Genomic DNA, 25,642 nt, shown 5'->3' on the forward strand with positions numbered 1-25,642 from the left:
ATTAATGATCGTTGCCACCACCTTCTTCATTTAATAATACAAAAGCACCTTTAGTCAAAAATTTGCTATCGGCTTTAAATTGGTCGTTTTTTTCAATAGCCGTAAAACCTTTATAATTGGCAGTCGTTTTTACTTCCATGGATCGTAATTCATATCCCTCGGCATCTTCATTTTGAATTAGCAAAACATAATTTTTACCTTCCATTTCCACAACTGCGTTTTCAGGAAGTGCCATTTGGTTTAAAGTACCTGTAATAATCTGGGCCTCAACAAACATTCCAGCAGTGAAGTTGTTCTCATCCTTTTCATCAATATGCCCATGAACCATCGCGATTCTTGAATTTGGATCTATTGAGGTTCCTACCAGATGCACCTCGCCATTAAAAGTTTCATCGGAAGCTTCAGGTACCGTAAAAAGGATGTCCTGTTCTTTTTTGAGTTGCAGTAAATCCTTTTCAAACACTTTCAATTCCAAGTGAATATGGTCTGTGTTCATAATTTCCATAATCTTATCTGCAGGTGAAACGTAGGTGCCGGTATTCACAAAAACTTGGGTTACATTGCCGTCAATCGGGCTGTAAATATTCACTTGCGAAACAATGTTTCCGGCCTCTACCGAAGCAGGATTCATATTCAGCATTTCAAGGTTTTTCTTCAAGCTGTTGTAGCGCGCCAAATTGGATTTATATTCGCTTTCAGCTTTTAGATAACTTCGCTGTGAGGTGATTTTTTCATCAAACATAATTTTCTGGCGATCGTATTCCGATTTTAAATATGAAAGGTGCTCTGCTGTTTCTAAATAATTCTGTTGCATTGTGATAAACTCAGGATTTTCAAGGGTTACCAAACGTTGCCCTTTAGAAACTTTATTACCCACCAATAAGGGCGTGTTTTTAATATAACCTCCAGAAAAAGCACTTATCACTGCTCTACTCTGGGGTGGCACATCAATCACTCCACTGGTATGTACTGTTTCAGCAAAAGGTTTTTCGGTGAGTTGGCCCACTTCCATTTTTGAGTTTTCGAACTGTGCTTTTGAAAGATGGATTGTTCCTGAATTAGTTTCTTCTGAAGTAATTGCAGACGAAACTACTTCCTTATTTGAATTATTGCACGACACCAAAGTGAAAATGAGAAGCAACAAAATTGATTTTATATAGTTCATAACGAGATTTTTATAGAATTAAATAATTGATAGCGATAATCGCTTGATTGTAGTTGTTGAGATTTTCTAGGTGTTGCAATTCAATTTCGTAAGCGTTTTCAAGACTTTGGATGTATTGAAAAAAGTCTATTTCCCCATTTTTAAAACTGATGTTTGCGGTTTTTAAAATTTCTTCGGAAAGTGATTTCCCTTCATTTTCATAATATTGAAGGGCCTCTTCATATTTTGAAACTTCATTAAGCAATTGAACTTTACGCGAATTCAAATGAATTTTATAATCCTCAGCCTGCTGTTGGCTCATATCCACAGCAATTTTTGAAGCATTAATTTTTGAAGCATTTCCACTGAAAAGCAACGGAATTTTAAGGCCAATTTGATACGCATATAAATTCTGGCTCAAGCCTGAATTGCTTCCCAAAGAATAGGAAAGGCTAATATCGGGAAGTAAATGTTGCTTTTCCAGACTTTGCTTTGCTTGAAAAAATTCATTTCTACTTTGATAATAATCTGTTGCGGGATGTTTCTCCAAACTTGGAAGTGAAAGTTGCAATTTCTCCAAAGGCTGTTCAGAAATAACCAAACTATCCTTGGATTGAATGACCGCCTTCAAACGTTCCATTGCAATTTGCACATTTTCCTTACTCTGCTTATAATCAGTTTCTAATTGTCGCTGTTTGGCGCGAGCGGTTATTTTTTCCAAATAATTAGTTTCCCCGAGTTCAAAACGGCGTTGGGCTGCGTGCGCAAAATTTTGATACAAACTGTCCAAACTTTCATAAACGCGTTCCCTGTTTTTTTCAAATTGAAATTGATAAAACGCCGCGGCAACCAAACCTTCCGTTTTGCGCTTTTGAAGTTCATATTGACTGCTTTGCATTTCAAATTGGCGCTTGTTCACGCTTTTTTCAGCGAAATAAACCGTCGGAAAAAGAAAACCTTGCTGTACTCCAAAAACCTTTAGCGGTTCATTGTTTGGCGCTAAGTTATTCTCATCATACTCATAAAAAACTGTGGTTTTATCAAAACTGAAAGCACTGCCAATTAAGGCATCTGCTTCGTCAACCTGAAGCGAAGAAGCCTTTAATCCTGCGTTGTTTTCCAAAGCCATTTGCTTTAAATCTTCCAAAGTTTGAGTATTTTCCTGAGCCATTCCCGAAAAACCAAACATTAAGATGATTATAGCTGTAGGCAATTTTTTTCCTTTCCTTTTCAACTTTATTACTTTTTTATCTGAATCAAAAATTGAAAATAGCACTGGCAAAACGATTAAGGTTAAAAGTGTAGCTGTAACCAAACCGCCAATTACAACAGTTGCCAAAGGTCTTTGAACCTCAGCCCCAGCACCCGTTGAGATAGCCATCGGCAAAAAGCCAAGTGCTGCCGCTGCCGCTGTAAGTAAAACCGCTCGAAGTCGATTTTTTGCCCCATGCACTATCAGTTCTTTTTTATCTGTCATCCCTTCTTTTTTTAATTCCTTAAAATGTTCTATCAAAACAATTCCGTTTAATACTGCGATTCCGAAAAGTGCAATAAAACCAACGCCTGCCGAGATACTAAAAGGCATATCGCGTACCCATAGCAACAATACGCCACCCACAGTCGCTAAGGGAATTGCAGAATAAATCATCAATGCTTCCTTTACGGAATTAAAGGCAAAATACAACAGAAAGAAAATGAGGACCAATGCCACAGGAACGGCAAATAACAATCTGCTTTTCGCGCTTTGAAGATTTTCAAACTGACCACCGTAATCAATGCTATACCCCACGGGAAGTTTTATGTTTTCATCAATCAATTTTTGCACGTCGTCAACAACACTTTGCAAATCGCGGTTACGGACGTTTATACCAACCACAATGCGGCGCTTGGTATCGTCCCGTGATATTTTTGCAGCGCCTTTCGTATATTTAATTTCCGCAAGCTCGCGCAACGGCACTTTTTCACCAGAAGGTGTATCAACATAAAGATTTTGGAGGTTTGAAAGGTCTTGACGGTTGTTTTCATCAAGCCGAACCACAAGATCAAAACGTTTTTCGCCTTCAAAAATGCTTCCCAATGATTTGCCGGCAAAACCCATTGCTATCATTTCGTTTAAATCAACGATGTTGAGTCCGTAGCGGGCAATTTTAGAACGATCAAATTTTACGTTCATTTGCGGCAGTCCCACTACTTTTTCGATAGTTATATCTGCAGCACCATCCACATTTTCTATTACTCCCTTTATTTCATTGGCCTTTTTGTTCAATATATCAAGGTCTTCCCCAAAAATTTTGACAGCGATATCTGCTCGTACTCCCGTTATCAATTCGTTAAAACGCATTTCAATGGGTTGGGTAAATTCCACTTCCATCCCAGGAATAATTGAGAGCGCCTCCTTAAATTTATCGGCAAGCTCATCTTTACTATTCGCTGAAACCCATTCACTTTTAGGTTTAAGAGTAACTATTACATCACTCTCTTCCATAGACATTGGGTCCGTAGGAACTTCAGCAGCACCAATGCGGCTTACCACCTGATCTACTTCGGGGAATTTTTCTAAAAGAATTTTTTCAATATTGGTTGTTATATCAATTGTATTGCTGAGGGAAGTACCTGTTTTCAGTACGGGTTGGATAACAAAATCGCCTTCATCCAGCGTTGGCACAAACTCACCACCCATAGTGGTAAAAAGATAAATGGTCGCAACCAAAATCAATGCTGCAATACCTAAAACAAACTTTTTAGTATGCAGCGCCCAACGAATTGTTGGTTCGTAAAAACGATTCAGAAAATTCATTATGCGCACAGAAATATTTCTTTTTGAAGTTTCCGTTGGTTTTAGAAATATTGAAGCTGCTACTGGAACATACGTAAAACAAAGCACCATTGCACCAATCAATGCGAAACTGAAGGTAAGCGCCATGGGTTTAAACATTTTGCCCTCTACCCCACTTAACGACAGAATTGGGATGAAAACTATCAAAATAATTAATTGCCCAAAAATTGCCGAATTCATCATTTTTGAGGCACTTTTTACAGTGAGATTATCCTTTGACAATTGTTTTTCTTCGGAAGAAAGTGCATTCAGTTTTGTAGCGTTTTTACTTATTTGAAATGCTACAAACTCAACAATAATGACGGCGCCGTCAATAATAATTCCGAAATCAATTGCACCAAGGCTCATCAAATTGGCATCCACGCCAAAAATATACATCAGCGAAAGCGTGAAAAGTAAAGACAATGGAATCACCGAAGCAACAACGAGACCCGAGCGGAGATTTCCCAACAAGAGCACCACTACAAAAATTACGATGAGCACGCCAAGAATTAGGTTTTCTGCTATGGTGAAAGTTGTTTTACCAATCAAAACGCTACGGTCCAAAACGGGATTGATGTAAACACCTTCGGGCAGCGATTCAGCAATATTCGCAACGCGTATTTTTACATCTTCAATTACTTGATTTGAATTGCCATCTTTCAGCATCATTACCTGGCCAAGGATTTTCTCGCCTTCGCCATTACCAGTAATTGCACCAAAACGAGGAGCACTTCCAAATTGGACTTTCGCGATATCCTTAATATAAATAGGAAAGCTATTATCGTTTTTTACAACAATATTCCCAATATCTTCTAAGGAAGAAGCCAAACCTTCACCACGAATAAAATAAGCTTGGTTTTCCTTTTCAATATAACCACCACCGGAAACGCTGTTATTTTTTTCTAGGGCAGTGAAAACCTCTTGCGCGGTGATGCCCATTGCATTAAGCTTGTGGGTATTTATTGCGACTTCATATTGTTTTAACTTACCTCCCCAGGTGTTTACCTCTACTACGCCAGGAATTCCAGAGAGTTGTCTTTTTACAATCCAATCTTGGATTGTACGAAGCTCCGTGGTTGAATATTTATCTTCAAAACCTGGTTTTACATCGAGAATATATTGATATATTTCGCCCAGACCTGTAGTTATGGGTCCCATCTGTGGCGTACCGAACCCTTCGGGGATGTTTTCAGAGGCTGATTGAATTTTTTCCGCAATTAGCTGTCGCGGTAAATAGGTGCCCATATTCTCCTCAAAAACGATGGTAACTACTGAAAGTCCAAATTTTGAAGTGGAACGAATTTCCTTAACACCTGGTAAATTCGCCATTTCCAACTCTACTGGATAGGTTATGAATTGCTCCATATCCTGCGTAGAAAGGTTACGCGAAGTGGTAATTACCTGCACTTGATTGTTGGTAACATCGGGCACCGCACCAATGGACAACTGTGTAAGTGAAAACACGCCAAAGCCTACAAGCACTAACGTGAACAACCCAATGATGAGTTTATTTTTAATACTGAATTGAATTATTTTTGATAGCATAACTAACTTAAAATTTATATTTTTCAACAAGGAACTGCTGAAAATAGAAATAATTAAAATTGATTTTTACTGCTAAAAAAGCAGCATATCAAGACCTTAGAAGAATCTGGAAATAACTATTTCCAAAAAAGGTCTATTTAATTATACAAATTTAGGGGGTTGAAAAATGGAGAATTTTTTGAGAGAGGAATATAAATTTTGATAGCGGAATGTATGCGATTTTTGTGTGTTTATTTCCGCTTTTAAAATTGGGATTTCAAAAGGAACCAATACAATATCAGTTAAGGCGTGGTGGCAAGAAATATGCTGAAAAGGTAATTCTTCATGTTCTTGCTCTTCTTCCTTGTGATTTTTTTGATGTTCCGTTTTTAAAGAACCATAGTGTTTTTCAAAAAAAGTGAAAAAATCATCTCCATAGTTTTCAGAATGATATTCTGCGTGTTCCACAAAACGTCCGAACAGAAAAATATCCGTCATGCCAAGCCCAACGCTTTGAAAAAAAACGAGGAATGAAAGCGATATGGTGATAATTATTTTCAATTAGTTTTCAAAAATATGGAATAATACTCTATTAATCTACAACAAGTATCAGCTTAATAACCCGTTTTTCGAGTTCCACCATGTCCTCCAGCTACAATTAGTAATACTTTAATGCTCAAAAAAATAAATTTGAAAAATTGGATGATGGGATTCATCATCACAAATCGTTTGAAATTTGATATTCTGCGTGTCATAATTTTATTTTTTATTCAGGAATTAAATACCAAAAAGGTCTCATTTTGGCTTTGTAAATAAAAGCATAGTGTAATGCAAGCTTTAACCAGTGGCCCGCAAGACCTATTTCTCCAAAAGTCTTGCCTAATTTCCTTCCCATTGTGTCTGGATATTTTTTATAATCGGGCACAATAGGAAATGTAGTGATACTTATACCACTACCCTTAGTCATCCCAAAACCTGCAGATGCAATACAAGCAGCACCCATATTACCCATAGAACCTTTATGGTCAAGAGATTCTTTTTGTTTTTTTATACTATCAATTATATTATCGGCAACTAATTTAGCTGTTATTCCTGAAGGCATTCCCGTTCTTGGCGGAGCAGGAAAGATTTCTGTTCCATTGGGACTTTTACGGGGTTTAGAGATGCTGTGTGGTGGTGCAAATGCTATTCCTGGCGCAAAAATATTTTTATAATTTGGGTTTTGATAGGTTTCAGGCCAATCCTGCACAGTCCATTCTTCATAAGGTTTTGGTGTATAATCTGCATCAACCAGCATAAAACCTTTGAAAAGTTTTTCAGTTATGTCTTGATTACTTTTATCGAAAGCCTTAAATCCATGTCCGGAGAAAGAAGGAATTAACATCGCAAAGTCAAATTCTATATTTTTTAGCTCTCCGTCCAAATTTTCATAATGAGCAATCCCATCTTCAATTTTGTTCACTCCAGACCCAAGGATCCATTCAATTCCCCTATCTTCAAAAACCATCTCCACCATTTCGTGAGATTTCATTATGTTGCTTCCATAGCTCAGCAACATTCCGTCCATTCCAAAATCACCCAATTGATATTCATTCGAAATCCAAGTGATTTTTGCTTTATCGCGAACCTTTTGTCTTCGAAGCTCCTGTTCCACATTCAGTATATATTCAAATGCAGCACCTTGACAGGTTGCTTTGGCGTGCCCAGTACCAATTACAATTCTAGCTTCCTTTCCTTGCTTCATTTCTTCAATAAGTGCACTTAAACCTTGCCATGCGTGATCTGCGTGGGTATAAGTACAAACGGAATATGCTTTATTTGTTCCTGGGTTTAATCCTTCCGTAGCTTCAAAATTTAATTTGGGGCCGGTAGCATTTATAAGATAATCGTAAGTAATTTTTTCAGTTTCGCCTCTTTTCTCTTCGGAAACGTATTCTGCCATCACAAAAGGTTTTTCGGTTTCGCTATCACCTTCGGGAAAAAAAGAAGTCACTTTGGCCTGTTTAAAGCCGATTCCTTTCTTTTTATATAATGGTGCCAATGGAAAAAGTATTTCCTTTGATTTCATTCTACCTACTCCCACCCAGATATTAGAGGGAATCCATTGATAATTACTGTTGGGCGAAACCACAACTACTTCGTGGGTTTTGTCCAGTTTTCTGCGAAGATGTGCTGCGGCTACGTGACCCGATATTCCTGCACCCAATATTACGATTTTTGACATTTCTCAACGATTTTAAATGTCTAAATTACTTCAGATAAATGAACTCTAAAATGATATTAATCATATAGCTGTGAGATTATTAGACCTGTCAAAAATCTAATTTTTTATTATGAAGTCCAGTAACTTTTGTTACACACAAGAAAATATAAAAATTCTAATTCTCTTTATTCAATGCGTTTCTTATAATCTTAATCGCCATTAAACCAATAGCGCCACCAAATAGTGACACTACAAAGTTGATTGTAAACAATAAACCATTCATCTCTCCCGATTGCATTATTGAAACAGGATCGAAACCAAGTCTTGCGAAGATTTTAATGAAAAAGATACTGCCAAAAATTCCTGAGATGGTGTTTGCTGTAAAACCCATCGCATATTTCCTTTTAATTGCACCAAATACATTAGCTCCAATAATGCCACTAAAAATGCTGATGATGGCAATAAGAGTATCTGTCATAATAAAAGAATTTCACCAAAAATTAATGTTCTCCGTAACCTACATCGTCCATCTTACCTTTAAAAACGCGGTATTGAACAAACATATAAACACCAACTAAAACTGCAGCAATTATAAACCAATACACACCCACTGATAATCCATATTCGTGGGCAGCTACATTATATAGGGTTAAGGAAGGATTTACGTCATTTGTTGACGGTAAAACCTTTGGAAATATTGAGGCCACAGTACTCGTTAATCCTCCCAACAGAAATAAAGACGAAAACAAGAATCCCATTCCATCCTTTTTGAAAGATTTTACTTTAAACAAACCGAAAAGTCCCGTGAATGCAATAATTGGAAAAATCCAAACCCAAGGATGTTCCATAAAATTGTGAAAAGGTTTTGGTTCAATATTATGCCAAAGCAATAAGGAAATTATTACCAATGCCAATAACACAATATTTAAATTGAAAACCACTTTTTTAAGCTTTTGGTTTAAGTCTGAATTGGTCTTGAAAATAATCCAGTTTGCCCCGTGGATTGTTAATGCTACAACTCCAACAACCCCAAGTAACAATGTAAACCAATCAATAATCCCCAAATGCTCTGCGTGTGGACTAAAAGTTGAATTCCATAATGGCAAAAAGAAATAATGGGGTTCCTGTGCAGAAACACCATCGGTAACCATTCCCAAATTTACACCTCTTACAACATTTCCTAAGGCAATTCCAAAAAATAAAGCCAGCAATAAACTTGAAATTCCAAAGGCCTTATCCCAAATAGTTTCCCACATCTTGTTATGGATTTGCCCACGTAATTCCAAACCAATAGCCCTAAAAATAAGCAACCATAAAATCATAATCAATGGCAAGTAAAAACCGCTAAAAGATGACGCATATAAAGTTGGGAAAGCAAAAAACAAAACACCTCCAGAAGCAATAAGCCAAACTTCATTAGCATCCCAAAATGGGCCAATGGCGCTTGTTATGGCTTTTTTATCCTTTTCGGTTTTTGCAAAAAATAAATGTATAATTCCTGCTCCAAAATCATACCCATCCAAAATAACATAAATGGTTAACATTGTCATTAAAACGATATACCAGAATATTTCCATAGTTAGATTTGTTGTGTGGTTTCTGGTCCTTTGCTGATAATTTTTCCAGCTAGCATTAAAAATAATAATCCCAAAAGAAGATAAAGACCAATAAAACCTAGTAAAGTGAATAAGGTGTTTCCCGAGGACACGGTGGGCGAAATACCATCAGCAGTTCGCAAGAGATCATATACCAACCACGGTTGCCTGCCCAACTCAGCAGTATACCAACCGGTAGTGTTCGCTATATATGGAAATGGCAACATAAACATCAATGACCACAAAATCCATTTAGTTTTATAGAGCTTTTTACGAAATAATTGAATACTGGCAAGAAGCATTAAACCAATAAAAATGGTGCCCAAGCCAACCATAATATGATACGAATAATACAATCCAGGAATATTTGTTGGGTAAACACTTTCATCAAATTCATTCAACCCTTTAATCTGTGCATCCCATCTTTGATACGTTAAAAAACTCAATACATTTGGTACTGCAATTTTATTGTCCAATTTTTTATTTACAACATCTGGTTGTCCCACTAAAACGATTTCCGAACCTCCATCTTCAGACTCAAAAATACCTTCCATAGCCGCAAATGTTACAGGTTGATGCTTTACCACATTTTTAGCTGCCCAATCTCCTGTTGGAAAAGCCACCAAAACACTCGAAATCAATCCAAAAATAACGCCCGTCTTCACGAATAGCCTTCCAAAATCACTATGTTTATTGTTTAAAAGATAAAATGCCCCAATGGCTGCAATTACAAAAGATGCTGTTATAACTGAGGCCAATTGATTGTGTAGATACGAAGGTAACAACCAAGGGTTGGAAAATAAAGCGCCAAAATTATTAAGGACAAACTTTCCATTTTCTAAAATTTCAAACCCTACGGGATGTTGCATCCACGAATGTGTCGCTATAATTAAATAGCCACTTGCCCAGGATCCTAAAAACACCAGAAAACCTGTTAGGAAATGTAACTTCTGTCCCATTAATTTTTCTCCAAAAAGGAATAACCCCAAAAACGAAGATTCAAGGAAAAAAGAAAACATCCCTTCCATAGCGAGGGTTTGACCAATAATTCCTCCGGTAAGTTCAGAAAACTTTGCCCAATTGGTTCCAAATTGAAATTCCATAGGTATTCCGGTAACTACGCCCATTGCAAAGTTGAGCGCAAAAATCTTCATCCAAAATTTCGCAGCCTCATTGTATTTATCAATTTTAGTCCTTAGAAATTTCCATTTAAAATAGACGATTATCAACGATAAACCCATTGTTAATTGTGGAAACAGGTAGTGGAAAGTGATAGTAAATGCAAATTGCATTCTATCGTAGAAAAGCATATCTTCCATTGGTCAGTAAATTAATGGATAAAAACTAAGCAAATATAATCAGCAGTTGCGCTTGTTGCTGTATCATTTGTTACCTAATTAATAAATTAGTGGATCTTTATTTTAATTTTGTTTTAGTAATACTTATTTCAAAAAATTAATAGTACAATTTTAATAGATTATGATAGTCCACGATTTCAGCAACGAAAAATCAATACTTAATCAATTCATTTTGGAAATGCGCGATGTTTCTATTCAGAAAGATTCCATGCGCTTTAGAAAAAATATAGAGCGGATTGGAGAAATTCTCAGTTTTGAAATGAGTAAAACTTTAAATTTTAAAGCAGCTGTTGTACCTACCCCTTTGGGAAATAAAGAAATGCTTATTCCGGAAAATGATTTGGTTGTTTGTTCCATTTTAAGAGCTGCATTACCGCTACACAATGGTATTCTGAATTTTTTCGATCGTGCTGAAAACGCTTTTATTTCGGCGTATCGTCACCATCCTAATGATAGTGACGATTTTGAAGTAGTTGTAAATTATTTAGCTTCTCCCTCTATTGAAGGAAAAACTTTGGTGCTAACCGACCCAATGCTGGCCACGGGTAAAACTTTAGAAAATGTGCTTAAAGCTTTTAAAAGTCACGGAACTCCAAAACAGATTCATATCATTTCAATTATTGGAGCCAAACCCGGAATTGAATACATAGAAGACATTTTTCCTGAAAACACCCATCTTTGGATTGCAGCCGTTGACGACAAGCTTAACAATCGCGGCTATATTTTACCCGGATTAGGCGATGCTGGTGATCTTTCCTTTGGTCTAAAACTGTAATTATTTGAAGTTCTCAACATCATCACTTAGGTCAAAAACTTTTTTCACATTTAATTCCCTTTCAAGAATACTCGCCCCAGCTGCGCTGCGATAACCGCCTGCACAATGCACTACAATTGGCTTGTTTGTTGGTATTTCATTTGCTTTTTCCCGCAATTGATGAAGGGGAATAGTGATTGCACTTTTAAAAAATTTACCGTCAGCAACTTCGCTTTCATTTCGAATATCTACAATGGTATAATTTTCAGTGTTATTTTTAAAGTCTTCCAAATTAAAGCCCATTGATTTTTCTAAATCTTTATCATCAAGGGTGAAAACAGATTCCACATTGGTTTCATAACCTATCTTAGCTGTGCGTTGAAGAACACCTTCGGCATTTTCAATTGAATCTACTACCAAATGAAATTTTTCATCTGGTCTAACAATTGATCCCAACCAAGTTTCAAATTTAGAAGTTTCAGAAGTCGCCATTACATTTATACTTCCAGGTAAGTGATTCTTTTTAAATTCACTTTCATCCCGAATATCAATTATTAAAGCTCCTTTATTTACCTCTTTAATATCTAATTTATATTCAATTCCACCCAAAGAGGAACGTAAGTTCTTCGCACCATTTTTATTTATGCCCACATTGTATCCAAAATAATGGGGAATAAAAGGCTGGGAGTCTAACAGGTGATTCACAAATTGTTCCTCTGTTTGTTTTTTAAAAGCCCAATTTCCCACTCGCTCATTACCCAGCGTGCTGGAAGAAGCATCTTCACTCATTCCTTTTCCGCAAAGTGAACCTGCACCGTGGGCAGGATACACATAGGCCGTGTCTGGTAAATCGGTAAATTTATTTTGAATGGTTTCATACATCATCTTTGCCAATTCCTCACGCTTGGCTTTCATATGTCCTGCTTTTTCACGTAAATCCGGACGACCCACATCGCCCACAAATAGAGTATCTCCCGTAAAAAGTGCCGTTTTATTTTCCTCATTAGCAAGAATGGTTATGCTATCTGGAGAATGTCCCGGCGTATTAATGGCTCTAAAAATTGTATTTCCCATGGAAACTTCATCGCCATCGTCAAAAGAAGCGTTTGGGTAATCAGCACCTGTTTTTTTGCTACAATAAATTTTTGCACCTGTTTCTTTATGAATTTGTAAGTGCGAACTCACAAAATCAGCGTGAGGGTGGGTTTCAAAGACGGCAACTATCTGGGCATCGTTTTCTTCTGCATATTTATAATATTGCAATGGGTTTCTTTCTGGATCCACCAATGCCATTTTTCCATCGCTGATAATGGCGTATGAAAAATGCGAAAGTGGCTTATATTCAAACTGTTTGATTTTCATATCTATATTTTTTTATCAATTTATAAAAGTCTTTTAAGACTAAAAAATGAATTGTAGTATTATAACCAAGTTTTTTAAACTATTTCTTACTAAGTTTAAAAAACAATTCGTTTCCTTCCCTTTGTGAAATTGAATTGTAGGCAGTTTCCATTTTTTCAATTTTGAAATTTTCTTCAAAAAGTGAAATATATTCTTCTTTATTTCCACCAAAGGGTGGTTTATCATTATTTAGAGGAATATTGAAAAGTAATCCCGCAAGCTTTCCTTTTGGTTTAAGTAATTGGTGCATTTTTGAAACATAATGTTTCCGAAAACCGGGATCGAGTGCGCAAAAAAAAGTTTGCTCAAAAATAAGGTCGAAGCTATCGTCAAGTTCAAAAAAATCTGAATGTATCAAATTTTTCTCTGGAAAAAATGGAACTCGTTCCGATAAATTCTTTAGTGGAATCGTAGAAATATCAATAACAAAAACGTTCTCAAATCCATTGTTAAAAAGATATTCCGCTTCATAAGAATTACCGCCTCCGGGAATCAATATTTTTAAACTTTTATCTGAAAGTTGATCAATATATTCTTTTAAAGGCGTTGAAACATAGCCAATATCCCATCCCGTTTCCCCACTAATGTATTTGTGATTCCAAAAAGTTTCGTAAAAATTCATAGGTTAATTTTCAAAGCTTATACTCCAAATTCCGCGAACCTGATTTTCATTATAACCAGTAGCCATGTCGGTTGGGTAAAGCTTCTTAATTTTATTCAAGGTAAGTATTTCTAATTCCTTACCTGGTGTTCCATGACATTTTAAACACATGGAGTTGGTAACGATTGGATAATAAAATTCAGTTTCATTTCCCATTTGAACCGTAATAGGCTTTACTTCATCACCCGCAGCTATTTGTTTTTTGAAATTTTCTAGGTATTGCAATTCCGCAGCATTCGCCTTATTTTTTGGGTTCCTAGGTTTGTCAGTAACTCGCTTTATATTTGCTTTATAAAGGGTAGCCATACTATCAGTTATTGGCAACGCTTGTACATTACAGAAATCAAGTGCAGCTATTACTCCATTTTTTTTGATTTGCCCCATAAGGTTTTTACCAAGTTCAGCCTTGGTAATCAGCGCCATTTCCATCCCGCGTTCTTCCACAGAAAGTTGTTTGTTGGTGTTAGCTTGGTTTTTATTCATTCCCATACCTCTTCCACGACCCATTTTTCCTTTCATCATGGGGCGGTCGCCGTGCATTTTGTTATAATGCTCTCCAAACCAAACAGGCTGTTCAATTTCATCGTCGAACATATAATTAGCAATTTGCCGGATTGTTTTCTCTGGAAAAAATTGATAAGGCATCAATCCAAATTTTTTAATCGCGCCAGGCATTTTAGATTTTTCTTCAGAAGGTTGTTTGGACCACTCAACCATCGCATTCACAAATTCTTCCTTAGAAGTGTCCTCAGAAATATAATGCATCTTTACAGCTACAAAGGGCGGGGCAATCATATTTTCTTCTGAAGCTTTTGGATTGTGACAGGCGTAACAATTATTTTCCATTAGTTTTTTCCCCGGATGCTCTTGGGGAGTGGCCATAGCCAAATCCCCAGAAACATCTTGAATACTGGAATAAGAATCTTTGGGTTTTGTGTTGCAAGCAAATAAAATGCTTCCCAATACAACTATAGCAAATAATTTCATCAGTATTCTTTTTTAAAATTTAAAGGGATTTTTTAGCCAAATAAAAATCAACTTTCTCTATAGAATCATCATTTAAACGCTCTTCCATTTCAGCCAATGTTTTTGGTGGTGGAATGATTACTTTATCACCTTTCTTCCAATCCAAAGGCATTGCAACACTATATTTATCTGATGTTTGTAAGGCATAGAGTGCTCTTAAAATTTCATCCATATTTCTACCCACATTTAAAGGATAATACATAATCAACCTGATTTTTTTTGCGGGATCTATGAAGAAAACAGCACGCACCGCAGCAGTTTCACTTTCGTTGGGTTGCAACATTCCGTATAGTTTGGATACTTTCATATCTATATCTGCGATAATGGGGAAGTCAAAATAAACTCCCGTTTTTTCGCGAACGTTATTCACCCAGCCTAAATGCGCGTGAATACTATCTATACTCAATCCTAAAAGTTCTGTATTTAGGGCATCAAATTCTGGTTTGCGAATTGCGAAACCGCTCATCTCCGTAGTACAAACGGGAGTAAAATCGGCAGGATGCGAAAACATTACGATCCATTTATCTTTCGCAAATTCTGAAAGTTTAATATCGCCCTTAGTCGTTTTTGCGGTAAAATCTGGTGCGATATCACCAATTCTAGGCATTGAAGTAACTTCTTTTAATTCTGAATTTTCCATTTGAGTCTTCTTTAATAATTTAAGTATAAAGATACTCTAAGAAGATACTTTTGGCAGTAACAAAAGTTACAATTAAAAAAAAATTATCCCCAGAAGTTAAAGCGAAATAATCTGGATGCTATTTCTAAAAAGTTTAATTTTTCCAAGGGATTCCAATTTTTTCAGCAAACGCGATACCACCACTCGTGAAGTGTGCAGTTCATAAGCTATTTCTTGATGTGTAGAATTAATTATGGAATCATTAGTGATCTTTTGTTTATTCTGAAGGTATTTCACCAAGCGCTCATCCATATTATAGAATGCAATACTATCAATGGTTTCAAGCATTTCAGTTAAGCGGGCGTGGTAACTTTGAAACACAAAATTGCGCCAGCTTTTATATTTCCCTGTCCATTCTTCCATTTTTTGAATCGGGATCATAATTATTGTGGTATCAAGCTCTGCGATTGCGCGAATTTCACTTCTGGTCTGTCCCAAACAGCAGGTTAATGTCATTGCACACGTGTCGCCACGTTCCAAAAAATAAAGCAATAGCTCGTCGCCGTTCTCATCTTCCCTCAAAATTTTTATTGCGCCAGAAATTAGCAATGGCATAGACCGTACATAATCGCCAATTTCTATAAGTTTTTCACCTTCCTTTATATTCTTCAGCGTTCCCACTTCCAAGATTTCATCGATCAATGCATCTTCAAATATATTGGCAAAGTTTTCTTTTAAACTATTGAGCATACAACAATATTAATTAGTTTTTGAAAAAACGAAAATACCGAAATAAAATTAGTTTTCCTTGGCTTCCCTTCTTTCCTGCCGCTCTAGTTTTTTAAAATATCCACGGAAAAGAAAATTGTGCTTTAAGGCTTCCATATTTTCGTTTAGCTTCTGCGAAGCTTCTTTTACATTAATCATTGTAGAATCAATATTTTTCACCAAAATTTCATTCTGAGTAACATAATTCAGCGTTCCTTTCCCTGTTTTTATTTCCTGAAGATATTCCTCTAAATTTTTAGTTACTTCGTTTATGTCATTGCTGGATTTTTCAAGATTGGCAAATACTTTTTTTATTTGGTTTGCGGAAACGGTATCGCTTAAAAGCACTGCCGCAGCGCTTTCATCATAATTTATTTTTGAAATAATAGCGTTGATATTCGAAATGGCTGCGGAAGTACCCGTTGCTGTATTTTTGAGTTCAACTACAAACTGTCGGATATTTTGTGACAATAATGTATCATTCACCAATGCGCCCAAAGTACCTTTCCCTTCAAGAATTTTATTGGTTATCTTTAACAAATCTGCAGTCAATAAGGCTGCATTCTCATTGGTTGTGTTTAAGGTAGAAAGCATATCGTCGGCCCCGATTCTGCTGTAAGATTGAATGGTATCTCCCGAAATTACGGGTTTTGCGTTTTCAACTTTTCCTGGAATGATGTTCACAACCATACTTCCAACTAGCCCATCTGAACTAATGGACGCAATGGCGTCTTTTTTGATGAATTTTGAAGTTTTATCTTCCACCAACATTTGAATGGTAATATTGCCTTCACCAATCATCTCAATTTTACTTACGGTACCAATATTAATTCCGGAGTAACGAACGTTGTTGCCCAAGGTTAAACCATTCACGTTTTCGAAACTGGCATAAATTTCAATATTCTTACTGAACAGATGCTGTTTATTTCCAATAAAGTAAAGTGAAGCAACAAGAAAAATTGTTCCCACTACTACAAAAATACCGACCTTTATTTTTTGTGAAGTTGATTTTCCCATAACATTAATTTTTAAAGAATGCCTGTACTTGAGGGTCTTTCGAATTTGAAAGCTCCTGGAAAGTTCCTTCGGCATAATTGATTCCATCCACTAACAAAATCATTCGGTTTGAGATTACTCTCGCACAATCCACATCGTGGGTAATGATTAGGGAGGATGTATTATATTTTTTTTGAATATTTCGCATTAATAAGATAATTTCCTTGGCCGTAATTGGATCTAAGCCCGTTGTTGGCTCGTCGTACATAATGATTTTTGGTTTCAAGATTAATGCTCGTGCCAAGGCTACCCGTCGTTGCATTCCACCAGAAAGCTCGGCTGGCATTAAATCAATTGCATCTGCTAAGCCTACGTTTTCCAAAGCTTCCTTTACCAAAATTTCGGTTCCTTGAAAATTTTCTATTTTATCTTTATGGCGTCGCAGTGGAAATTCCAGATTTTCACGTACAGTCATAGAATCGTATAAAGCACTGCCCTGAAAAAGAAAACCAATTTCAGTGCGAAGAATGTCCAATTCCTTATGACCCATTTTAATAATATCTTCATCCTTTATAGTAATACTACCGCTGTCGGGTTGAATTAAGCCCACTAAACATTTTACCATCACCGATTTTCCTGAACCCGATTTGCCCATCACTACCAAGTTTTCACCTTTAAAAAGTTTTAGATTGAAACCTTTCAGCACATGGTTATCGCCAAAACTTTTATGTAAGTTTTTCAACTCTAGTACTGGTTTATTTTTTTCAGAATTCATTTCTATTTAAAAAAATATATCGGTTACAAAAACGGCAATAAAATCAATCACAAACAAAAGCATCGAGATATAAACCACAGCGGAATTTGATGCCTCTCCAACGCCAACAGTTCCTTTAGAACAATAATAGCCTTTGTAACACCCCACCAAACCAATCGCAAAACCAAAGAAAACAGATTTTACTGTTGCAGGAATTATATCGCTAAATTTTAAGGCATCAAAAACTTGGTTGAAGTAAAGCAAAAAGGAAACATCGCCCTTTAAATTTTCTATCAAAGCTGAACCTAAAAGAGCAATCGCATCACCCATAATTATCAACAAAGGCAACATCAAGGTAGTAGCCACAATTCGGGTAACCACCAAATATTTAAAAGGGTTGGTGCCAGAAACCTCCATGGCGTCTATCTGTTCCGTAACCCTCATAGAACCCAGCTCCGCACCAATTCCAGAACCAATTCGCCCAGCACAGATAAGGGCAATGACTACAGGACCAATTTCCCGAACAATAGAAAGACTAACCATAGAGGCCATCCAAGATTGTGCGCCAAATTGTAATAAAGTAGGTCGCGACTGTAGTGTAAACACGAGCCCCAAAATAAACCCCGTAACCCCAACTAATAGCAGTGAACGGTTGCCCATATTGTAACATTGGCGAAGCAATTCCTTAAATTCAAAAGGCGGACTGAACACTTCCCTAAAAAAGCGTCCGGCGAATAAAGTCATATCACCGATTTCGGCAAAGAATGATTTTGTGCGGGTTAATATGGTGTTTGAACTATTCATAAAGGAAAAGGAAAGGCCAAATATAATGTTGACTAGCATCATTTAATATGACATAAATCAGCATATCAGCTTTGTTAGCTATGTACTTAGCAATCTAATTATGAATAGAAATGCCAGTAAAGATGATCAATGTCATACCATTTTGTTAATTAGATTCCTACGTTTGATCCATATTAAAATGGACATTTGCATAGCGCAGAATTCTATTTTCAATCTTTCATAAAACCAAATTACAGCGCTGAAATAGGCTTTAAAAGATAACATAAATGAAAAATATTTTATTGGTAGTTATAATCTTCACCTGTATAAGTTGCGTAAATAAGCATCAAGTTAATAGCAAAGAAAAAAATACAAATAACGTAACTGAGGTAGTATTAGATACTTTAGATCAAGAAATAACTACAATTCCTATTGAAATAGTAGTTAATAAAGATATTCCTATTCGTTCTTACTTTAAATGGATGGACAGTATAGTTGTAGAACATAACCAAACTCACAATTATCTTATTGATGAGTATATTATCGTACAAAATAACAAGTGGATTATGGACACGCTTGCACATACAGATTATTACTATTTAATGGATAAGGGAATTTTCAACGAAGATTCCCAAGCATTGAATGCACTTTATGAAGGACAAACTCTACTAATTCCAGATTCTTTACAAACTCAAAATATTAGAAAAGTTATGGAAAACACCTATCTAGATATAAATATTCCGGAATTTAAACTTCGTATTATAGAAAATGGAAAGGTGATAAAAAAGTTTCCTGTTAGAGTCGGCCAAAATAACAAGCGTTACTTAGAAATGGCAAATGGCGTTGTAGATATGCGTACAAAACCTGGCATAGGAAAAATCGTTAGAGTTAATAAAAAACCGTGGTTCATTAATCCGAAGGACAACCATAGGTATTACAAAACAAATCGAGATGATAAAAAGGTTACTGCCCTTCCTGCCATTCCTTGGATAGAGCCAGAAATTGACGGTCGCCGTTTAGGGCAACTTATTCACCCTACAACCAATTTAACTACGTTGAGTAAAGCATACTCCAATGGTTGTATCGGCTTACGGGAATCTGATGCCTGGATTGTGTATTACTATGCTCCATTAGGAACAAAAGTGGTAATTAGGTACGATCTATCAGGGAAAGATAATGAAGGGCAAGATGTTCAATTTGAAAATATTTATCCTGGTTTTGAAAGTGAAACGTATAGAAAAGAAAGTATTGAAGCTGCATTTAAAGCTATTGATGGAAAACCTATAAACGTTTGCGAATGTGGAGACTTAAGCAACTAATAGTTAAATTCAATCATTTTGCTAGAAGTTCAAAAACACGCTTCAAGTGCGGGAATACAAATCTTTTTTATATTTTACAAAGAGACGATATTTTGTGAACGGAGATAAACAATTCGAAGTAAACATTGAAATTAACCCATTTTGTGACAAATATATTGAGAAGGAGAAAAATTTAAAAATCCCAAGCCAACCCTATTCCAAAAGAGATATAATTTAGTTTTATATCTGTTGAAATACTTTCAATTTCAACATCCGTTGCAAGTGATCGGTACCGAAGCATCGGTTTTAAAGATAGATTTGGAGCAAACTCATAATTAACACCCGCTGCCACTTGCCAACCAAAGCCGTAACCCGTGTCCACAGAAATATCACCAGCGTTACTTTCCAATTTAATGTGATTATAGATGGCACCAGTACTTCCTACATAAGAAAATGCGGAAGTACCTATTTGACGAATAATTTCGAAACCAAACGTATAGCCCGTTTCCTCAAAGGTAAAATCTTCATTAAAATTACTATCCGAACCTTTAAATTGGTTCAGCCCCCAGCCTGCGTATACAGAAAAGTGAGGCATTAATTTGTAAGCGCCAGTTAATTCAAATCCATACCCAATTTCTGCATCTATATTTCCAACATCACTAGTAGGAAAATTGAGGCCGGGCCTAAACTCCACAGACCATTTTTCTTGTGCTTGCAAAGTAAATGAAACTAACAGTATTGCTATAGCCAGTAAAAAACCAGACTTTTTCATAATATTTCAATTTGAGTTAAGGGGGTATGCAAAAATAACTTGAAAAAACAATCTTCACTATGACGAAAATCAGTACAAACATCTTAAAATGAGACCTATTAAAAAAAGTTACCTCAATTTTTTACGTTTCCCCCATTTCACGATTTCATACCATAATGTGCTTAACACTCCAATAGCAATACTAATAAAAATCTGGTTTAGTCCAAGTCTCTCAAAATCAAAAAATTTAGTAAAGAGCGGTACAAAAAGTAACGATAAAGTGATGCCAATGGTGATGCCAATGATAATCGGCACCAACTTATTTTTATATTTAAAAGTGGAGAAAATAGAATAGATAAAAGAGCGATTTACAAAAGTTAAAACAATGTTTGCTGTTATGAGCGTGGTAAAGACCATCGTTCTTGTTATCGCTTCATTATAACCATCATTTACTGCCAATTGATAAACAGTGAGCACACCAACAGTAATAGCCAAACCTTGGATTATACTTGTAAAAAGTTCGCTCCAATTGAAAAAAGTACTGGAGAAAGGTCTCGGCTTTTGAAGCATGGAATCCTTTTCCAGCGGTTCATTTTCATAAACTATCGAGCAGGTTGGCCCCATTATTAATTCTAATAAGATCACGTGAACAGGCGTGAAAATATTGGGGTAAACCCAGCCTAACACCAAAGGGATAAAAACCGTAAGAATGATGGGTATATGAATTGAAATGATATACTGAATTGCTTTTTTAAGATTTGAATAGATTTTTCTACCCATCGCCACAGCATCTACCATTTTAGAAAGATCATCATCTACCAAAACCAGTGAAGCGGATTGCTTTGCTATTTCAGTTCCCTTCTTCCCCATTGCAATTCCAATATTGGCAGCTTTCAATGCAGGGCCATCATTAACGCCATCGCCTGTCATTGCCACAATATGTCCCTGCGCCTTGAGGGCATTGATTATCTTAAGTTTTGCTTCGGGAAACATTCGGGCAAAGATGTTTTTTTCTGAAGTGATTTTTTCAAATTCCGCAGGGTTTAAAGCGAAAAGCTCATCGCCAGAAACAACATCTTCAGAACCTCTAAAATTTACTTTTTTTGCAATGGCGGCAGTAGTTTCAGCAATATCTCCAGTAATAATTTTTACAGCAATTCCCGCTTTGTAGAAATCCTGAAATACTTTTGAAATATTTTCCTTTGGAGGATCATAAAAAGCTACTAAACCCTTAAATTCAAAAGGAAAGTCCTGCTGTTTTTTCGGCCAATCCGTTCCTTCAAAATTTGAAATCCCAACTCCCAAAACACGATATCCTTCCTCTGCCAAAAAGGTAATTTTCTGTTTTAACCTCTCCTTTTGCTCGCCATTCAAATTTGAAACTGCTATTAAAGCCTCGGGCGCACCTTTAGCAGCGATGATTCTATTACCTTGGTCATTTTCAAAAATGTGGGTCATCATTGGGGGTTTTCCTCCCAACGGATATTCGTGCACCATTTTAAAATTGGGCCTTTGGTCATTTTTAACAAAGGAACTGTAAAACCCATGCAGCGATTGTTCCATCGTATCAAAAGGAATAGGTTCGCTGGCCCACATTGCCGTAGTTATAAGTTCTTTTTCAACTTCGGAAAGCATTTCTTCAACCGAAGTGATGTTATCGGTTTCCAACGTATAAATCTTATCCAAACGCATTTTATTCTCAGTAATCGTACCTGTTTTGTCTACACAAATCACAGTAGCGCTACCCAAGGATTCAACGGTTTTCATTTGTTTTACAATAACACCTAAGTTCATAAGCCGCCAAGCACCAATGGCCATAAACGTGGTAAAGGCAACGGGAATCTCCTCTGGCAAAACGCTCATTGCAAGTGTAAGCGCTTTCAAAAGACTCTCTAAAAGGCTGCCCGTATTATAATAATTAATTCCCCAAACCAATAGAAAAATAATCGCTCCCGCGATTACCATCTTTTTTACAAAATTGTTTATTTGGAGTTCAAGCGTAGATTTTTCAGAAGAAATTTCTTCAATGCTTTTACCAATTTTCCCAACCTTTGTTTGATTACCAACCGCAAATATTTCAGCAATGGCAAGTCCTCCTCCAACTTGGGTACCCATATAAATTTTGTTGTCTTCTGAAGAGGCATCTTTTTCTACTGAAAAAGATTCTCCCGTCAAGATGGATTCATTTACCGAAAAGTCATTGGAATGAACAATGGTGCCATCTGCTACAATGGTGGATCCCTCCTCTACCATCAAAAAATCGCCAACTACCACTTCTTGGCTCTTTATTTCAACAACTGTCCCGTTCCGGATTACCTTACAATGGGGCTGTGAAAGTTCCTTAAGCTTATCTAGTGCATCGTGGGTTTTAGCATCTTGATAGAGAGAAATTGCAGCTACCAAAAGAATGGCTGCTGCGAGAAAAATTCCGTCCCCTGTATTACCCGTGAAAAAATATAAAGTCGCCGCAACTAGCAATAAAATTACCATTGGTTCTTTCAACAGTCCTTTTATTGCTTCAAAAAATGGATTCTTTTTTTTGGATTCTAAAATGTTTAGCCCAAATTTTTCACGAGAAGCCAAAACTTCAGAATCCGACAGACCCTGAATATCAAAATTTTCTACAGCCATATATTTAAGATAATAGCATTAATTAATTGCCTGTTAAAATACTTATCCCATTTTTCAATTTATATGATAAATATCAAAGAAAAATTTTGATGTACTTTCAATTTATCTAAAATTTAAAATTCATCTAAAAGTAAAGGTCCTTTTTTAAAATTATGATTAACCTTGTAGTAAAGATTTCAATAAAATAAATCCTTTAATGGAAATCACTGAAATATTTGGTTATTTAGGAGCTCTTATGGTTGGCTTAGTACTAGGTCTAATAGGTGGTGGTGGCTCAATCTTAACTGTTCCCGTATTAGTTTATCTTTTTTCTTTAAATCCGATTGTTGCAACGGGATATTCGCTATTTGTGGTAGGAACATCTGCTCTTGTTGGCGCTATTCGCAATATGAAAAAAAAGCTAGTCGATTTTAAAACAGCTTTCATTTTTGCTACTCCTGCTTTTATTACTGTCTATTTAACGAGAAGATTTATCCTTCCTGCGATACCTGAAAACCTATTGGTATTAGGCGAATTTACGCTTACAAAAGACATTGCTATAATGCTATTTTTTGCAATTGTTATGCTAGCTGCTTCTATCACAATGATTGTTAACAAAACTCCCGAACCCGAAATTGGAAAAAAAGTTTCATATAACTATCCACTAATTATTATACAAGGAATTTTTCTTGGCTTTGTTACTGGTGCAGTAGGTGCTGGTGGAGGATTTCTAATTATCCCTGCCTTAGTTTTGTTGGCGAAATTACCAATGAAAAAAGCCGTTGCTACCTCGCTGCTCATTATTGCAGTAAATTCATTGATAGGTTTTACCGGAGATCTCGCAACGCTTGAAATTGATTGGAAATTCCTTCTCATTTTTACTGCAATTTCAATTGTCGGAATATTTATCGGAATAAGACTGAATGGTTTTATAGATGGAAAAAAACTTAAAAAAGGGTTCGGTTGGTTTGTATTGCTGATGGGTATCTATATTATTTTTAAAGAGTTTTCCAACTAATCCTTTTCCAATTCTTATAAAGGAATATTCCCATGTTTTCTATTTGGCCTTGGAACGTCCTTTGTTTCCAACATTGTAAACGCTTTTAACAATTTTCTACGGGTTTCCTTCGGCTGAATTACTTCATCAATAAAACCTCTTTGCGCAGCTTTGAAGGGATTGGCAAAGGTTGACGCATATTCAGCTTCTTTTTCCGATAGTTTCAACTCAGGATTTTCAGCAGCAGCAATTTCCTTTCTGAAAATAATCTCACTGGCTCCCTTGGCTCCCATCACAGCAATTTCAGCTGTTGGCCACGCATAGTTCATATCTGCGCCAATGTGCTTGCTATTCATAACATCATAAGCGCCACCATAAGCTTTTCTGGTAATTACTGTAACCCGCGGCACGGTTGCTTCGCTTAAGGCGTAAAGCAGTTTGGCGCCATTCAAAATAATTCCATTCCACTCTTGATCGGTTCCCGGAAGGAAGCCTGGAACATCAACCAAAACCAAAAGCGGAATGTTAAAACAATCGCAGAAACGCGTAAATCGCGCTCCTTTTTTAGAGCTGTCCACATCCAAAACGCCCGCTAAACTCATAGGCTGGTTTGCAACAATGCCGATGCTTCTTCCACCAAGTCTTGCAAAACCAACTATAATGTTATCTGCGTAATCTTTATGCACTTCAAAAAAGGAATCGGTATCGATAATTCCTTTGATTACTTCGTGCATGTCATAAGGCTTATTTGCTGAATCTGGAACAATAGTTTCCAATTCATCTCGGAATTCATCACCTGTTTCAAAAGGTAATTTTTCGGTAATAGATTTGTTATTTTGCGGAAGATAACTGAGCAAGGTTTTAATCTGTTCCAAACAAACAATATCATTAGCAGCAGTAAAATGTGTAACTCCACTTTTAGTGGCGTGTGTTCGTGCACCTCCCAATTCTTCCGAAGTAACATTTTCATTAGTAACGGTTTTAACAACATTTGGACCAGTAACAAACATATAACTACTATCCTGCACCATCAATGTGAAATCGGTCATCGCTGGAGAATATACTGCCCCACCAGCGCAGGGCCCCATTATTGCTGAAATCTGTGGAACAACGCCCGAAGCTTGCACATTTCGGTAAAAAATATCGGCATAGCCGCCTAAAGAGCGAACTCCTTCTTGAATACGCGCCCCACCAGAATCATTTAAACCAATTATTGGTGCGCCAACACTCACGGCATGATCCATAATTTTACAGATTTTCTCAGCGTGCGTTTCAGAGAGTGCACCGCCAAAAACCGTGAAATCCTGTGCAAAAACATATACCAAACGACCGTTAATTGTTCCGTAGCCCGTCACTACACCGTCACCGTAATACAACTCTTTTTGCATATCGAAATCGGTAGTTCGGTGGGTTACAAGTATACCCATTTCTTCAAAAGAGCCTTCGTCAAGTAGATATTCTACACGTTCGCGGGCTGTGAGTTTTTTCTTTTCGTGTTGTTTTGCAATTCGTTTTTCTCCGCCACCTTTTTTTGCTTCGGAAATGATTTCTTGCAGTTTTTTATTGTTATCGCTCATTTTGT

At 36.5% G+C, this 25,642-nt stretch carries 22 protein-coding genes; 3 read left to right on the forward strand and 19 right to left on the reverse strand.

Annotated elements, in window-relative coordinates; genetic code table 11:
• Position 1 precedes the first annotated feature (1 nt).
• From AEQU1_RS10905 to AEQU1_RS10940, 8 genes are all read right to left on the reverse strand, one after another.
• Positions 2-1,165 (reverse strand): efflux RND transporter periplasmic adaptor subunit, encoded by a 1,164-nt coding sequence (locus AEQU1_RS10905; protein ID WP_111881083.1) that lies wholly within the window; start codon positions 1,163-1,165, stop codon positions 2-4.
• A 10-nt stretch (positions 1,166-1,175) separates the two neighbouring features.
• Positions 1,176-5,507 carry a CusA/CzcA family heavy metal efflux RND transporter gene (locus AEQU1_RS10910; protein WP_111881410.1) on the reverse strand — a complete coding sequence of 1,444 codons (4,332 nt, stop codon included), beginning with the start codon at positions 5,505-5,507 and terminating at the stop codon, positions 1,176-1,178.
• Positions 5,508-5,648: 141 nt separating this feature from the next.
• Positions 5,649-6,047: a hypothetical protein gene (locus AEQU1_RS10915; RefSeq protein ID WP_146743743.1), complete on the reverse strand. Its 399-nt coding sequence runs from the start codon at positions 6,045-6,047 to the stop codon at positions 5,649-5,651.
• 53 nt (positions 6,048-6,100) lie between these two features.
• Positions 6,101-6,241 (reverse strand): hypothetical protein, encoded by a 141-nt coding sequence (locus AEQU1_RS10920; RefSeq protein ID WP_181566756.1) that lies wholly within the window; start codon positions 6,239-6,241, stop codon positions 6,101-6,103.
• Between the two features lie 11 nt (positions 6,242-6,252).
• Entirely contained in the window at positions 6,253-7,710 is a 1,458-nt protein-coding gene (locus AEQU1_RS10925; protein ID WP_111881086.1) for an NAD(P)/FAD-dependent oxidoreductase, read from the reverse strand.
• 154 nt (positions 7,711-7,864) lie between these two features.
• A complete protein-coding gene (locus AEQU1_RS10930) occupies positions 7,865-8,167 on the reverse strand; it encodes a hypothetical protein (protein ID WP_111881088.1) in 303 nt (100 codons plus the stop codon).
• A gap of 22 nt (positions 8,168-8,189) precedes the next feature.
• Complete coding sequence (cydB, locus tag AEQU1_RS10935) at positions 8,190-9,266, reverse strand: cytochrome d ubiquinol oxidase subunit II (protein ID WP_111881089.1); 1,077 nt, start codon at positions 9,264-9,266, stop codon at positions 8,190-8,192.
• 2 nt (positions 9,267-9,268) lie between these two features.
• The gene (locus AEQU1_RS10940) at positions 9,269-10,603 is read right to left on the reverse strand and encodes a cytochrome ubiquinol oxidase subunit I (RefSeq protein ID WP_111881091.1); all 1,335 of its coding nucleotides are present in this window, start codon (positions 10,601-10,603) and stop codon (positions 9,269-9,271) included.
• 160 nt (positions 10,604-10,763) lie between these two features.
• On the opposite strand from AEQU1_RS10940, the gene upp reads away from it, so the two are divergent.
• On the forward strand, positions 10,764-11,417 hold the full coding sequence (gene upp / locus AEQU1_RS10945; protein ID WP_111881093.1) for a uracil phosphoribosyltransferase: 654 nt from the start codon (positions 10,764-10,766) through the stop codon (positions 11,415-11,417).
• Here upp and AEQU1_RS10950 read toward each other — a convergent pair whose 3' ends face one another.
• The 8 genes from AEQU1_RS10950 to AEQU1_RS10985 all read right to left on the reverse strand — a co-directional run bounded on the left by AEQU1_RS10950 (position 11,418) and on the right by AEQU1_RS10985 (position 18,425).
• Positions 11,418-12,758 carry a rhodanese-like domain-containing protein gene (locus tag AEQU1_RS10950; protein ID WP_111881095.1) on the reverse strand — a complete coding sequence of 447 codons (1,341 nt, stop codon included), beginning with the start codon at positions 12,756-12,758 and terminating at the stop codon, positions 11,418-11,420. It abuts the gene before it with no gap.
• Between the two features lie 79 nt (positions 12,759-12,837).
• A complete protein-coding gene (locus AEQU1_RS10955) occupies positions 12,838-13,419 on the reverse strand; it encodes a methyltransferase domain-containing protein (protein ID WP_111881096.1) in 582 nt (193 codons plus the stop codon).
• A 3-nt stretch (positions 13,420-13,422) separates the two neighbouring features.
• Positions 13,423-14,445: a DUF3365 domain-containing protein gene (locus tag AEQU1_RS10960; RefSeq protein ID WP_111881098.1), complete on the reverse strand. Its 1,023-nt coding sequence runs from the start codon at positions 14,443-14,445 to the stop codon at positions 13,423-13,425.
• A gap of 19 nt (positions 14,446-14,464) precedes the next feature.
• Positions 14,465-15,124 (reverse strand): peroxiredoxin, encoded by a 660-nt coding sequence (locus tag AEQU1_RS10965; protein ID WP_111881100.1) that lies wholly within the window; start codon positions 15,122-15,124, stop codon positions 14,465-14,467.
• A gap of 96 nt (positions 15,125-15,220) precedes the next feature.
• Positions 15,221-15,853, reverse strand: coding sequence for a Crp/Fnr family transcriptional regulator (locus AEQU1_RS10970; protein WP_111881101.1), 633 nt, complete (start codon positions 15,851-15,853; stop codon positions 15,221-15,223).
• A 48-nt stretch (positions 15,854-15,901) separates the two neighbouring features.
• On the reverse strand, positions 15,902-16,888 hold the full coding sequence (locus tag AEQU1_RS10975) for an MlaD family protein (protein WP_111881103.1): 987 nt from the start codon (positions 16,886-16,888) through the stop codon (positions 15,902-15,904).
• Between the two features lie 4 nt (positions 16,889-16,892).
• The gene (locus tag AEQU1_RS10980; protein ID WP_111881104.1) at positions 16,893-17,642 is read right to left on the reverse strand and encodes an ABC transporter ATP-binding protein; all 750 of its coding nucleotides are present in this window, start codon (positions 17,640-17,642) and stop codon (positions 16,893-16,895) included.
• Positions 17,643-17,648: 6 nt separating this feature from the next.
• Entirely contained in the window at positions 17,649-18,425 is a 777-nt protein-coding gene (locus AEQU1_RS10985; RefSeq protein WP_111881106.1) for an ABC transporter permease, read from the reverse strand.
• 266 nt (positions 18,426-18,691) lie between these two features.
• Between AEQU1_RS10985 and AEQU1_RS10990 the strand changes: the two genes are divergently transcribed.
• The gene (locus tag AEQU1_RS10990) at positions 18,692-19,723 is read left to right on the forward strand and encodes a L,D-transpeptidase (protein ID WP_111881108.1); all 1,032 of its coding nucleotides are present in this window, start codon (positions 18,692-18,694) and stop codon (positions 19,721-19,723) included.
• A 172-nt stretch (positions 19,724-19,895) separates the two neighbouring features.
• On the opposite strand, the gene AEQU1_RS10995 is transcribed toward AEQU1_RS10990, so the two are convergent.
• A complete protein-coding gene (locus AEQU1_RS10995) occupies positions 19,896-20,474 on the reverse strand; it encodes an outer membrane beta-barrel protein (protein WP_111881109.1) in 579 nt (192 codons plus the stop codon).
• A gap of 108 nt (positions 20,475-20,582) precedes the next feature.
• The gene (locus AEQU1_RS11000) at positions 20,583-23,084 is read right to left on the reverse strand and encodes a cation-translocating P-type ATPase (RefSeq protein ID WP_111881110.1); all 2,502 of its coding nucleotides are present in this window, start codon (positions 23,082-23,084) and stop codon (positions 20,583-20,585) included.
• Between the two features lie 196 nt (positions 23,085-23,280).
• Between AEQU1_RS11000 and AEQU1_RS11005 the strand changes: the two genes are divergently transcribed.
• A complete protein-coding gene (locus tag AEQU1_RS11005) occupies positions 23,281-24,081 on the forward strand; it encodes a sulfite exporter TauE/SafE family protein (RefSeq protein WP_111881112.1) in 801 nt (266 codons plus the stop codon).
• Between the two features lie 14 nt (positions 24,082-24,095).
• On the opposite strand, the gene AEQU1_RS11010 is transcribed toward AEQU1_RS11005, so the two are convergent.
• Positions 24,096-25,637: an acyl-CoA carboxylase subunit beta gene (locus AEQU1_RS11010; protein ID WP_111881114.1), complete on the reverse strand. Its 1,542-nt coding sequence runs from the start codon at positions 25,635-25,637 to the stop codon at positions 24,096-24,098.
• Positions 25,638-25,642 lie beyond the last annotated feature (5 nt).

The sequence above is a fragment of the Aequorivita sp. CIP111184 genome, from assembly GCF_900489465.1.
Taxonomy (GTDB): Bacteria; Bacteroidota; Bacteroidia; order Flavobacteriales; family Flavobacteriaceae; genus Aequorivita.

Excerpts from the sequence above, each read along its gene's own strand:
- AEQU1_RS10965 (WP_111881100.1), bottom strand. The coding sequence starts at position 15,124 with ATGGAAAATTCAGAATTAAAAGAAGTTACTTCAATGCCTAGAATTGGT.
- upp (WP_111881093.1), top strand. The coding sequence starts at position 10,764 with ATGATAGTCCACGATTTCAGCAACGAAAAATCAATACTTAATCAATTC.
- AEQU1_RS11005 (WP_111881112.1), top strand. The coding sequence starts at position 23,281 with ATGGAAATCACTGAAATATTTGGTTATTTAGGAGCTCTTATGGTTGGC.
- AEQU1_RS10920 (WP_181566756.1), bottom strand. The coding sequence starts at position 6,241 with ATGACACGCAGAATATCAAATTTCAAACGATTTGTGATGATGAATCCC.
- AEQU1_RS10980 (WP_111881104.1), bottom strand. The coding sequence starts at position 17,642 with ATGAATTCTGAAAAAAATAAACCAGTACTAGAGTTGAAAAACTTACAT.
- AEQU1_RS10930 (WP_111881088.1), bottom strand. The coding sequence starts at position 8,167 with ATGACAGATACTCTTATTGCCATCATCAGCATTTTTAGTGGCATTATT.
- AEQU1_RS10925 (WP_111881086.1), bottom strand. The coding sequence starts at position 7,710 with ATGTCAAAAATCGTAATATTGGGTGCAGGAATATCGGGTCACGTAGCC.
- AEQU1_RS10970 (WP_111881101.1), bottom strand. The coding sequence starts at position 15,853 with ATGCTCAATAGTTTAAAAGAAAACTTTGCCAATATATTTGAAGATGCA.
- AEQU1_RS10985 (WP_111881106.1), bottom strand. The coding sequence starts at position 18,425 with ATGAATAGTTCAAACACCATATTAACCCGCACAAAATCATTCTTTGCC.
- AEQU1_RS10950 (WP_111881095.1), bottom strand. The coding sequence starts at position 12,758 with ATGAAAATCAAACAGTTTGAATATAAGCCACTTTCGCATTTTTCATAC.
- AEQU1_RS10960 (WP_111881098.1), bottom strand. The coding sequence starts at position 14,445 with ATGAAATTATTTGCTATAGTTGTATTGGGAAGCATTTTATTTGCTTGC.
- AEQU1_RS11010 (WP_111881114.1), bottom strand. The coding sequence starts at position 25,637 with ATGAGCGATAACAATAAAAAACTGCAAGAAATCATTTCCGAAGCAAAA.
- AEQU1_RS11000 (WP_111881110.1), bottom strand. The coding sequence starts at position 23,084 with ATGGCTGTAGAAAATTTTGATATTCAGGGTCTGTCGGATTCTGAAGTT.
- AEQU1_RS10905 (WP_111881083.1), bottom strand. The coding sequence starts at position 1,165 with ATGAACTATATAAAATCAATTTTGTTGCTTCTCATTTTCACTTTGGTG.
- cydB (WP_111881089.1), bottom strand. The coding sequence starts at position 9,266 with ATGGAAATATTCTGGTATATCGTTTTAATGACAATGTTAACCATTTAT.
- AEQU1_RS10955 (WP_111881096.1), bottom strand. The coding sequence starts at position 13,419 with ATGAATTTTTACGAAACTTTTTGGAATCACAAATACATTAGTGGGGAA.
- AEQU1_RS10910 (WP_111881410.1), bottom strand. The coding sequence starts at position 5,507 with ATGCTATCAAAAATAATTCAATTCAGTATTAAAAATAAACTCATCATT.
- AEQU1_RS10940 (WP_111881091.1), bottom strand. The coding sequence starts at position 10,603 with ATGGAAGATATGCTTTTCTACGATAGAATGCAATTTGCATTTACTATC.
- AEQU1_RS10995 (WP_111881109.1), bottom strand. The coding sequence starts at position 20,474 with ATGAAAAAGTCTGGTTTTTTACTGGCTATAGCAATACTGTTAGTTTCA.
- AEQU1_RS10975 (WP_111881103.1), bottom strand. The coding sequence starts at position 16,888 with ATGGGAAAATCAACTTCACAAAAAATAAAGGTCGGTATTTTTGTAGTA.
- AEQU1_RS10990 (WP_111881108.1), top strand. The coding sequence starts at position 18,692 with ATGAAAAATATTTTATTGGTAGTTATAATCTTCACCTGTATAAGTTGC.